The organism is Streptomyces calidiresistens (genome assembly GCF_014141525.1).
GTDB lineage: Bacteria > Actinomycetota > Actinomycetes > Streptomycetales > Streptomycetaceae > Streptomyces > Streptomyces calidiresistens.
Genome location: NZ_VKHS01000167.1, coordinates 1 through 8,457, shown reverse-complemented (window position 1 = coordinate 8,457; position 8,457 = coordinate 1). Strand labels below are relative to the sequence as shown.

The 8,457-nt window shown below is 73.4% G+C and carries 8 protein-coding genes; all 8 read left to right on the top strand.

The genetic code is table 11. From position 1 onward, the window contains the following. On the top strand, positions 1–322 hold a 322-nt coding region (locus tag FOE67_RS09735; RefSeq protein WP_182662599.1), incomplete at its 5' end, for a phosphopantetheine-binding protein. A gap of 48 nt (positions 323–370) precedes the next feature. Continuing rightward, positions 371–2,164, top strand: a complete 1,794-nt coding sequence (locus FOE67_RS09730; protein WP_182662597.1) for an amino acid adenylation domain-containing protein — start codon at positions 371–373, stop codon at positions 2,162–2,164. Beyond that, positions 2,161–3,366 (top strand): NAD(P)/FAD-dependent oxidoreductase, encoded by a 1,206-nt coding sequence (locus FOE67_RS09725; protein WP_182662595.1) that lies wholly within the window; start codon positions 2,161–2,163, stop codon positions 3,364–3,366. Before FOE67_RS09730 ends, FOE67_RS09725 begins: the two co-directional genes overlap by 4 nt. Before the next feature lie 283 nt (positions 3,367–3,649). Beyond that, positions 3,650–4,606 carry an alpha/beta fold hydrolase gene (locus tag FOE67_RS09720; RefSeq protein ID WP_182662593.1) on the top strand — a complete coding sequence of 319 codons (957 nt, stop codon included), beginning with the start codon at positions 3,650–3,652 and terminating at the stop codon, positions 4,604–4,606. Beyond that, the gene (locus FOE67_RS09715; RefSeq protein ID WP_182662591.1) at positions 4,491–5,492 is read left to right on the top strand and encodes an acyl-CoA thioesterase family protein; all 1,002 of its coding nucleotides are present in this window, start codon (positions 4,491–4,493) and stop codon (positions 5,490–5,492) included. The genes FOE67_RS09720 and FOE67_RS09715 overlap by 116 nt, the downstream gene beginning before the upstream one ends. A gap of 28 nt (positions 5,493–5,520) precedes the next feature. Beyond that, a complete protein-coding gene (locus tag FOE67_RS09710) occupies positions 5,521–6,240 on the top strand; it encodes a 2-hydroxychromene-2-carboxylate isomerase (protein ID WP_182662589.1) in 720 nt (239 codons plus the stop codon). A gap of 49 nt (positions 6,241–6,289) precedes the next feature. Continuing rightward, the gene (locus FOE67_RS09705; protein ID WP_182662587.1) at positions 6,290–8,008 is read left to right on the top strand and encodes a phytoene desaturase family protein; all 1,719 of its coding nucleotides are present in this window, start codon (positions 6,290–6,292) and stop codon (positions 8,006–8,008) included. Between the two features lie 108 nt (positions 8,009–8,116). Next, positions 8,117–8,374 carry an acyl carrier protein gene (locus FOE67_RS09700; RefSeq protein ID WP_143617382.1) on the top strand — a complete coding sequence of 86 codons (258 nt, stop codon included), beginning with the start codon at positions 8,117–8,119 and terminating at the stop codon, positions 8,372–8,374. The last annotated feature ends 83 nt before the right edge of the window (positions 8,375–8,457 follow it).

The following is an 8,457-nucleotide window of genomic DNA, read 5'->3' as shown; positions in this document are numbered from 1 at the left end:
GCCCCGACCCACCCCGCCGGCGACCGCCGCCGCACCGGCCGCCCGGCCCGCCGACCGGGCCGGGGCCGGGGACACCCGCGGCGCCGGTGACGGCACCCCGGCACCGGGCGATCCCTTCGAGGCGACGCTGCTGGAGGTCTGGCACGAGGTGCTCGGTGTCCCGGTCGGCCCGGAGGACAACTTCTTCGACCTCGGCGGCAACTCCCTGCTGGCCATGCGGATGGGAGCCGAACTGCGCCGGCGCGGCGACTTCACCGTCGCGATGCGCGACCTGTACCTGCGTCCGACGATCCGTCAGTTGGCGGCGGATCGCGCCGGGTGACCGGGGCCCCGGCCCCGCGACCCCGTTCCGAAGGAAGAGGAAGACACGATGGCTCAATCGCCCCTCCCCGACCTCCTGCGGCGACAGGTGGCCCGCACGCCGCACGCCCCCGCCGTCCGCTCCGGCGGTCGGGAGCTGGACTACACCGGGCTGAACCGCCGGGCGAACCTGCTGGCGCACCACCTGATCGCCCTGGGCATCGGCCCGGAGTGCCTCGTCGGGGTCCGGATGGCCAGGTCGACCGACCTGGTGGTGGCCCTGCTCGGCATCCTCAAGGCCGGCGCGGCGTACGTCCCGATCGACGAGGACTGCCCGGCCGAACGGGTCGCGTTCATCGTCGGGGACACCGGACTGGAGCTGATGCTGGTCCGTGAGCACGGCCCCGGCCACGAGCCGGAGCACGGGGCCGGGGGCCCGCGGACCCTGACCGTCGCCGGGGCCCTCGCCGCCGCCGAGGCGGCCGGCGGCCCCGACCACGACCCGACCGACGCCGACCGGGTGGCGCCGCTCGGCGCGCGGAACCTGGCCTACGTCATCCACACCTCCGGGTCCACCGGCCGGCCCAAGGGCGTCGCGGTGCAGCACGACACCCTCGTCCGCTACCTGGAGTTCGCCCGCGCCGAGTACCCGGGCCTGGCGGACGGCGCGCTGCTGCACTCGCCCGTGGCCTTCGACCTCACGGTCACCGCGCTGTACGGGCCCCTGCTCACGGGCGGCTGCGTGCGGGTCGCGTCGCTGGACCGGGAGCCGGGGGAGGACGGCGCGGCGGACGGGCGACCGGGCTTCGTCAAGGCGACCCCGTCGCACCTGCCGATCCTGACCGTGCTGCCGGGCGGGCTGGCGCCGACCGGCGAGCTGGTGGTCGGCGGGGAGATGCTGATCGGCGAGGTCGTGGAGCGCTGGCGCCGCGCCCACCCCGGGGCGGCGGTGATCAACGAGTACGGTCCGACCGAGGCGACCGTCGGGTGCTGCACCTTCCGCATCGGCCCGCGGGACGGGATCGAGCCCGGCGCCACCCCCATCGGGTTCCCGACGCCGGGCACCGACCTCTACGTCCTGGACGAGCGGTTGCGGCCGGTCGACCCGGGCTCCGTCGGCGAGCTGTACATCGCCGGCGGGCAGGTGGCGCGCGGCTATTGGGGCCGCCCGGACCTCACCTCCGAACGGTTCGTGGCCGATTCCTTCGGCGGGGGCGGGCGCATGTACCGCACCGGCGACCTGGTGCGGTCGCGACCCGACGGGGTCCTGGAGTACCTGGGCCGCACCGACGACCAGGTGAAGATCCGCGGCTACCGGATCGAACTCGGTGAGGTCACCTCGGTGCTCGCGGGCCTGCCCGGGGTGCGCCGGGCGGCCGTGGTCGCGCGCGAGGACCGTTCCGGTGACCGGTACCTGGCGGGCTACGCGGTGCCCGGGGAGGGCACCACCCCCGACCCCGACGCGCTGCGGGAGGCCCTCTCCCGGGTACTGCCCGCCCACATGGTCCCCCCGGCGATCGTCGTGGTCGACGACCTCCCGCTGACCTCCAACGGCAAGCTCGACAAGGCGGCGCTCCCCGAGCCGCCCGTCCGGCCCGCCCCCGCGGGCGCCGAGCCGGAAACCGCGGTCGAGGCGTTGGTGTGCGCCCTGTTCGCCGAGATCCTCGACGTGCCCGCGATCCACCTCGACGACGACTTCTTCGCCCTGGGCGGGAACAGCCTGCGGGCCGCCCGCCTGGCCTCCCGGGCACGCGGGGCCGGGTTGACCTTCGGTCTGCGGGACGTCCTGGAACTGCGCACCCCGCGCGCCCTGGCCCGGACCGCCCCGGCGGGGGCGCTCGTCACCGACGGAGGGGGAGCGTGAGCGCCCGCCGCGTGGTGATCGTCGGGACCTCGGTCGGCGGCAGCCGCGTCGCGTCGGGCCTGCGGGGAGCCGGCTGGACGGGGTCGATCGCGCTGGTGGACCCGGACCCCGACGCGCCCTACGACCGGCCACCCCTGTCCAAGCAGATCCTCGCCGGTGACTGGACGCCCGACCGCGCCTGCCTGGGCAGCGCCGAGGAATGGGGCGCGCGGCGGTACACCGCGTCCGCCGTCGGCCTGGACCCGGCACGCCGCGTGCTGCGGCTGGACACCGGGGAGGAGGTGGGGTACGACCGGCTGGTCCTGGCCTGCGGCGCGTCGCCGCGCACGCTGCCCGGGATGCCCCGTCGGGGCGCGTACCCGCTGCGCACGCTCGCGGACTGCCACGCCCTGCGGGCCGGGCTGGACCGGGTGGGCCCGGGCGGTCCGGTCGTCGTCGTCGGCGGCGGCTTCATCGGAGCCGAGGTGGCCTCCACGATCCGGGCCCGCGGCCCGGAGGTGACCCTCGTGGAGTCCCTGCCCGCGCCGCTGGCCGGGCTGCTGGGGCGGGAACCGGCCGCCGAACTGGCCGGGCTGCACGAGGACAACGGGGTGCGGCTGCTGTGCGGGGTCTCCGTCGCCGGACTCGTCGGCGACCCGGTGGTCACCGGGGTGGCGCTCAGCGACGGACGCACGCTGGCCGCGGACGCCGTCGTGGTGGGCGTGGGGGTCCGGCCGAACACGGACTGGCTCGCCGGCTCCGGGGTGCCGCTGGGCGAGGACGGCGGCGTCCTGTGCGACGAGTACTGCGCGGTCGACGCCGAGCGCACCGTGTACGCGATCGGCGACGTGGCCCGCTGCCACGACCCGGTGCTCGGGGGCCACCCCCGGGTCGAGCACTGGACCAACGCCGTGGAGCAGGCCGACGTCGTGGTGCGCGGCATCGTCGGGCCGGCCCCGGTGGCGTACCGGCACAACTTCTTCCTGTGGTCCGACCAGTACGGCGGCAGGATCACCCTGCTGGGCCGGCCCGATCCGGCCGACGGGGTCACCGTGGTGCGCGGCTCGGGACCCTCGCGCCGGTTCGCCGTGGCCTACCGGCGCGGCACCCGGCTGGGCGCCGCGCTGACCGTGAACTGGCCCAGGGCCCTCGTGGCGGCCCGGCGGTCGCTGGCGGCGCCGTCCGGCGCGGACGACGTCGTCGCCGCTTGGAAAAATTTGTAGTCGCAGCTTGTTGAAAGAGCTCTTTCCGTCCGCCGCGTTTCCGGGATGATCGGGTGTGCGGTGCGTCATTTCGTCGTCCGGATGCCGGCGGGTGTCGGCTTCGCGGGCCATCCGGTAATTCCGGTCGGCATGCCGCGCGCGACGGATTGCATGTCGCTGCAAAGTCGTTGACCAGGCCTTTGGCGGTGCCGAGGATATTCCTGGCGTCGGCGACGGCGTTCCGGAGGAAACTCCCTCCGGTGTTGTTCTCCGCTGTCCGAGTTCATTCGGAAAGGGATATTCGGTGCTTCGGAAAGGCGATGTCGAGCCGCTTGTGCTCCGACGGTTGGGCGCTCCCGCCGAGGCGGGTCCGCGCGCCCTGCTGTTGCACGGCCTCGGCAGCGCCGAAAGCTGCTGGAACGCGTTCGCCGAGCACCGTCCCCCCGGCCTGGACCTGTGGACGGCCGGTCTGCCCTGGCGGGCGGGCGGCCCCTTCGCCGTCCCCGAACGGGACGAGGGCGACCGGATCACCGAGGCGATCGCCCGGGTCCCCGGCGGCGTGGACGTGGTGATCGCGCACTCCTACGCGACGCTCCTCCTGCTCGCCCGGCTCGCCGATGCCGCGGTCGGGGGTGCGGACCCGGCCCGGGAACTCGCGGTGCGGGGCGTCGTGCTGGTCTCGCCGTTCTTCCGGCCGCGGCCGGAGGACTTCGCCTGGTCCGAACTGCCCGGGTTCCTCGAGCGGCTGCGGCTCGGCGCGGAGGAGGGCATCCGGGTGATGGCCCGCAAGCCGCTGGACCCGGACCTGCGGGCCGAGATGGCCGAACACGCCTGCGCGCAGCTCGGCCCCCACTGGGTGGTCCGTTACCTGCACGCCTATCTGCGCACCCCCTTCCTGCGCGTCGAACAGGTGAACCTGCCCGTTCACGTCATCGTCGGCGACCGCGACCCGATCGCGCCGCCCGCCGAGGGCGAACTCCTCGCCGCCCGGCTCGGCAACGCCTCGATCGACCGGATCGACGACTGCGGGCACACACCGATGGCCGAACGTCCGGAGCGGTTCTCGCTCGCCGTCCGGCGATTCCTCACCACCCTGTCGGCCGGGCACCCCCCGGCGACGGCCAACCGAGTACGGGAGCACACCGATGGCCACCCTGACCGATGTCGAGATCAAGAAGCTGCTGAACGAACCGAGTTCGGTGACGATGCGCCCCTCCTACGAGGGCGGCAACATCAACACCGCGATCGGTTTCAAGTGTGACCACTACCTGCTCGAAGCCGCGGTCCTCGACCACTTCCGGGCCGTCGGCCTCGGCGCCACCGAGCTGTACCTCGTGCACGGCGTCAACTTCGACGTGGTCGGCGTGGACACCCGGCTGCACACCGTCCTCACCCTCGACGACGACGTGCTGTTGGAGGTGACCCCGAAGATCCGGGAGACCGACACCGAGATGGTCTTCGCGGTGAGCGCGATCGTGCAGCGCGACGGCGCCCCCAGGAAGGCCGTCACCTCCAAGCTGCGGGTGCTGCTGCGGCGCGACACGAACATCGACAACCCGGACCCGCTCCCCGCGGAGCTGCGGCGCTTCGTGGTCGACCGGCTGGCGACCGAGCAGCCCACCGCCCTGGAGGCCACCCCGGTCGACGACTTCGCCGGCGCGGTCCACCGCGGCGAGAACACCGACACCGACCCGGTGCTCGCCGAGATCATCGGCGACGACAACGCCGTCGGCTGGAAGTGGAAGGTCCCCTACTACTACTGCCACTTCACCGAGCGCATGCAGATGTCGGGCTACCTGCGCCAGATGGAGGAGGCCAAGCACATCTTCGTCGCCTCCCGCGGCATCAGCATCAAGCGGATGCTCGACGAACGCGGCTGGATCCCCGTCGTGACCCGGTGCGAGCTGCGCTTCACCGACGAGACGGTCATGGAGGAGAACCTCTACACGGTCTACACCGTGGAGTCGATCTTCAAGGACATGCTCTACACCTCCCGCCTGGACTTCTACGTCGTGCGGGACGGCCGGCTCGTCAGGACCGCCACCGGCTCCATCACGCACGGCTACTGCCACAAGGAGACCCCGGAGTCGGAGTGGCAGATGGCCGTCTTCGACGACGAGGTCCTGCGCGCGCTGCGCGGCGAGTGACCCACCACGACGCCCCCGGAGGACCCCCATGGCTTCCCGCCGTCGGCCGCGCTGGTACTTCTCCCTGCGCAGCCCGTATTCCTGGCTCGCCCACCGCGACCTGACGAGCACCCACCCGGAGGTGCTCGACTCCATCGACTGGCTGCCCTTCTGGGAGCCCGACGAGGAGACCGCACGGCTGCTGGCCGACGAGGGTGTCACCCTCCCGATCGTCGCCATGAGCCGGGCGAAGAACTTCTACATCCTGCAGGACACCCGCAGGCTCGCCCGCGAACGCGGGCTGACCGACATCACCTGGCCCATCGACCGCGATCCGTGCTGGGAGGTCTCCCACCTGGCGTGGATCGCCGCCGAGGACGAGGGCCGCGGCAAGGACTTCGTGGTCGCCGCCCAGCGGGCCCGCTGGCAGGAGGGGCGCAACATCTCCGACCCGGAGGTGATCGCCGCCATCGCCGAGGGGCTCGGCCTCGACGCCGAGCGGCTGTCCACGGCCCACCGGGACCCCGGGCTGCGCAAGCGGGGCGCCGCCCTGCTCGCGGAGTCCGCCCACGACGGCCTGTTCGGCGTGCCGTTCTTCATCAACGGCAGGGAGAAGTTCTGGGGCGTGGACCGGGTCGCCCCCTTCGTGCGCTCCCTCCACGGCACCGAGCGGCCCGGCACGCCGGCCGTCCGGGAGCCGGACCCGGCGGCCCGGGCCGACCTGCTGCCGGCGGCCGGCGACCAGGGCCACGCCGGCGGCTGCGGCTGAGGCCGGACCGGTGACGGGCATCACTGCGGCAAGCGATGAGGAGACGACTGTGGACAGCACCGCGCACGGCGGCGCGACGGGCCCCGACTGGGACGCCGTCGTGGTCGGGGCCGGTCTCGGCGGCCTGACCACCGCCGCCTACCTGGCCGCCGCGGGCAAACGCGTCCTGGTGCTGGAGCAGTTCTCGATCGTGGGCGGCAACAGCCACGTGTTCCGGCGGCGCCGCAGCTACGAGTTCGACGTCGGCGTCCACTACCTGGGCGACTGCGCGCCCGGCGGGGTCATCCCGTCGATCCTGGCCGGGGTCGGGCTCCGCGACCGGGTCGACTTCCTGGAGATGGACCAAGACGGATTCGACCTGATCAGGGTTCCCGGCGTCGCGGTCGACATGGCCGCCGGATGGGAGGAGTACCGGCACCGGCTCACCCGGGCCATGCCGGACGAGGCCGACGGGCTGAACACCTTCGTCGACATCTGCTCGGCCCTGGGCGAGGAACAGCGCGCGACCGTGTTCGAGGCCCACACCTGGTCGGTGGCGGACATGGCGGCGAACACCGCCACCATCCGGCAGTGGGGCCGGCGGACGCTGCACGACCTGTTCGGCCACTGCGGCCTGTCCTCGCGGGCCCGCACCGTACTGGCCGCGCAGTCCCCGAACTACGGACTGACGCCCCGTCAGGCCACGGTGGCGCGACACACCGGCGTCACCGACCACTACCTGCGCGGGGCCTACTACCCGGCCGGTGGCGGACAGGTGCTCGCGGCGGGCCTGGTGGAGGTGATCGAGGCCCACGGGGGGCGGGTGCGCACCCGCAGCAGGGTGCGCCGCATCCTCGTGGAGGACCGCCGGGTCGTCGGCGTCGGCCTGGACGGCGGCGAGACGATCAGGACGGACCTGGTGGTCTCCAACGCGGACTATCCGCGCACGGTGCTCGAACTGGTCGGCGCGGAACACTTCTCCAAGTCGGTGGTGACCCGCACCGAGAACGCCCGGATGGGCATGCCGTGGCTGGTGCTCTACCTCGGTCTCGACACCGACCTGCGGGACCGGCCCAACGCCAACCTGTGGTGGTACGACACCGACGACATCGACGGCTACTTCGAGCAGGCGAGAACGGGCGGGACCGATGAGGTGCCGTTCCTCTTCTGCTCCTTCGCCTCCCTCAAGGACCCGGAGAACCGGGCCCTGTGCCCACCGGGCCACGCCAACCTCCAGGTGATGACGCTGTGCCCGGCCGACTACCCCTGGTGGGGCGTGGAGGAGGGGCCGGCGGCCGGCGGCGAGTACCGCCGCAACCCGGTCTACCTGCGGCGCAAGGAGAAGCTGATCGAGGCCACGCTGCGCGCGGCCGAGAAGGCCATCGGACCGCTGCGCGAGCACATCACGCACCTGGAGGCGGCCACCCCGCTGACCCACGAGCGGTACACGCTGTCCTCCGGGGGCACCCCCTTCGGCATGGCCGAGTGGGGCGGCACCGCCCGGCCCGGCACGGCCACCGGTCTCACCGGACTGCACGTCGTCGGTGCCGGGACCCGGGCGGGCAACGGTATCGCGGGCGTCATGCTCGGCGGCATCTCCTGCGCCGCCGACATCCTCGGCGAACCCCTCCTCGCCGCCGCCCGCGGCGGGACCGTGTACGGCGATCCGGACCTCCTGCCGGAACGACCCGCGGGCTGGGACCCCAGGGAGGTCTGCCGGGGCGGCGCCCGGCGGTCCCCCGGGGCGCCCCGACCCCGACGCGGCGACCTCGCCGGCCTGTCCGGGTGAGGACGGGCGGCCCGCCCGGCCCCGGGCGGGCGGGCCGCCCGTGCACGACCGAACCGCCCATTGAGCCAACCACCCGAGGAAACACCCAACCGGAAGGAAGAGATTCGGATGACCACGAGCATCGACACCGACCGTCAGGCGCGCATCAAGGAGCTCGTCTGCGACGTCCTGGAGCTGGAGGAGGACGAGGTGACCGGCACCAGCCTCTTCAAGGAGGACCACGGCGCGGACTCCCTGCGGGCCATCGAGATCCTCGCCGGCCTGGAGAAGGAGTTCAAGGTGACCATCGACCAGACCGAGCTGGAGCGGATGGTCAACCTCGACGGCGTCTACGCGGTGGTCGAGGAGGCCATCAACGCCAAGTAGGTCCGGCCGGGACCGCGTGACCGGGGGTCCGGCGGCACGCCGTCGGACCCCCGGAACCGGCGCCCCCGGGCACCGCCCCGCGG

Coding starts and splice junctions, on each gene's coding strand:
- FOE67_RS09715 (WP_182662591.1), top strand. CDS start 4,491: ATGGCCACCCTGACCGATGTCGAGATCAAGAAGCTGCTGAACGAACCG.
- FOE67_RS09710 (WP_182662589.1), top strand. CDS start 5,521: ATGGCTTCCCGCCGTCGGCCGCGCTGGTACTTCTCCCTGCGCAGCCCG.
- FOE67_RS09700 (WP_143617382.1), top strand. CDS start 8,117: ATGACCACGAGCATCGACACCGACCGTCAGGCGCGCATCAAGGAGCTC.
- FOE67_RS09730 (WP_182662597.1), top strand. CDS start 371: ATGGCTCAATCGCCCCTCCCCGACCTCCTGCGGCGACAGGTGGCCCGC.